Annotated in this window: 3 protein-coding genes; all 3 read right to left on the minus strand. The window is 73.5% G+C overall.

The annotated features are described in order from the left end of the window. A partial coding sequence (locus tag G3I41_RS23995; protein ID WP_164402467.1) for a hypothetical protein occupies positions 1-513 on the minus strand: 513 nt, incomplete at its 3' end. Between the two features lie 113 nt (positions 514-626). Continuing rightward, the gene (locus G3I41_RS24000; RefSeq protein WP_164402468.1) at positions 627-1,415 is read right to left on the minus strand and encodes an HAD-IIA family hydrolase; all 789 of its coding nucleotides are present in this window, start codon (positions 1,413-1,415) and stop codon (positions 627-629) included. Positions 1,416-1,537: 122 nt separating this feature from the next. Further along, on the minus strand, positions 1,538-2,386 hold an 849-nt coding region (locus G3I41_RS24005), incomplete at its 5' end, for a hypothetical protein (RefSeq protein ID WP_164402469.1).

A 2,386-nucleotide genomic window follows, 5' to 3' on the forward strand; every position in this document is an offset into this window, starting at 1 on the left:
GACGGCGACGGCCGCGACGGCGGCCAGTCCGAGGCCGATCACCTCGTGGGCGGTGCCGGGGCCGTCCTGCTCGGCGGCCTCGCTCGCGAGCACGGCGGTGCCGCCGCCGCCCGCGTGGACCGGCGCGACGGGCACGGGCCGCTCGCGGTGCACGACGGTGAGGGTGGCGGTCACCCGGGTGTGCTTGTCGCAGACCGCCTGGACGTCGTAGTCGCCGGGCTCCGCGTCCGCCCGGACGCGGGCCTCGGCGTAGAGCGTGCGGTCGCCGCCGGACGAGAACCGCGCCTCGGAGACGAAGGCGTCAGAGTTCCCCTTGGCCTCCTTGGCCTTGCAGCCGGTCAGCTCCAGCTCGACCTCGCCGCCCGGGGCGACGGACGAGGGCGAGACCGACAGGGCGGCGCGGGGCCGGGAGTCCTCGTGGCCGGAGCCGGTCTCGGCCAGCGCCGAGGGGATCGGCACCAGGGTCGCCGCGGCCAGTGCGGCGGCACAGAACGTGAGTGGTATGGAACGCATCGTGAACCTCCTGAAGGAAGGTTCACTCCTGCGGCCGCGTACCGCATCCGCAGCGCGGGGGCACTGGGCCGGTGGAGTGGGGCGGGCGCGCAAGGGGCCCGCCCCGCCCGGTGTCAGCCCAGGTCGACCAGGTCGACCAGGTCCGCGATGGAGTCCACGACCGTGGACGGCCGGAACGGGTACTTGTCGATGTCCGCGACCGTGGTCAGCCCGGTGAGCACCAGGAACGTCTGCATGCCCGCCTCCAGTCCGGCCAGCACGTCGGTGTCCATCCGGTCGCCGATCATGGCGCTGGACTCGGAGTGCGCGCCGATCGCGTTGAGCCCGGTGCGCATCATCAGCGGGTTCGGCTTGCCCGCGAAGTACGGGGCCTTGCCGGTCGCCTTGGTGATCAGGGCGGCGACGGAGCCGGTCGCGGGCAGCGGGCCCTCGGCGGACGGGCCGGTCTCGTCCGGGTTGGTGCAGATGAACCGGGCCCCGGCGTTGATCAGCCGGATCGCCTTGGTGAGCGCCTCGAAGGAGTACGTACGCGTCTCGCCGAGCACCACGTAGTCGGGGTCGTGGTCGGTGAGCACGTATCCGATGTCGTGCAGCGCCGTGGTGAGCCCGGCCTCGCCGATGACGTACGCCGTGCCGCCGGGGCGCTGGTCGTCCAGGAACTGGGCGGTGGCGAGGGCGGAGGTCCAGATGTTCTCCACGGGCACGTCCAGGCCCATGCGCTTCAGCCGGGCGTGCAGGTCGCGGGCGGTGTAGATCGAGTTGTTGGTCAGGACCAGGAAGGGCAGCCCCGAGTCACGCAGCCGCTTGATGAAGGCGTCGGCGCCGGGGATCGGGGTGCCCTCGTGGATGAGGACCCCGTCCATGTCGGTCAGCCAGGACGAGATCGGCTTGCGCTCTGCCATGTGGGACTCCAGTTGCCGTACGCCAGGTGCGGGGACGCCGGCGGCACCGCGTTGTGCAGCGCCGACGCCCCAGAGTTTAGGCCGACTGTTCGACCTGGAGGTACTGGCTGACCGCCTGGTGATCAGCGGCCGGTACGGCGGGTCCGGCGGGTCGCGAGCACCATCGCGCCGCCGCCGATCAGGAATCCGGACACGGTGAGCGCGGGCAGGGGTACGGGGACGGAGATGCCGGTACTGGCGAGCTGCGGGACCCCCGCCGGGTCGGTTCCGGGCGGGACGGGCCGCCGGGTGGTGCCGGTCCTGCCGGGGTCCGCGCCCCCCTCGTCGCCCTTGCCCCTCACCGTGCCGCTCCCCTCTTCTTCCTCGTCCTCGCCGGTGCCGCCCACGTGCTCCCGGCCCGTCCCGTCCGCGCTCTCGCGGTCGCCGTCCGTCTCACCGGTGCGGGTGCCGTCCTCGTCGGGCTCGACCACGGAGAACGGGTAGTCCTCGGACTCGCCGACCCACTCCCCGTCGCCGCCCGTGCCGCTCCCGCCGCCCCGCCGCTGGACGACCGCGGCGTTCGCGGTGATCCGGCCGGGGCTCGTGTCGGAGGTGAAGCCCAGCCGGACCTGGACGGTGACGGTGCGTCCGGCGGGCACGGTGAACCCGGGGAAGGCGTCGCCGCCCTCGCCGCCGAAGACCCCGATGTGCTCGTCCCGGTCGGTCGTCTCCCAGGTCACGCGGTGCTCGACCCCGGGGCGGGCGCGCTCCGAGAACTGGAGCTGGATCTGGTCCGAGGTCAGCGCCCGCTCCTCGTCGGTGAGGACGAGCACGGGGTGGATCGCCCGGCAGGACTCGGTCGTCGTGTTCGTCAGGTCCAGGAACCAGGTGCCGTAGCCGCCGCCGGACGCGTAGGTGTCGGGCCCGCCGTGGATGCGGGTGTCGATGGGGAAGCCGGCCGACGCGGGGTCGCCGCAGGCGGGCCGCTGGTC

Origin of the sequence: Streptomyces sp. SID9727 (assembly GCF_010550605.1) — a bacterium.
In the GTDB taxonomy this organism is placed as follows: domain Bacteria; phylum Actinomycetota; class Actinomycetes; order Streptomycetales; family Streptomycetaceae; genus Streptomyces.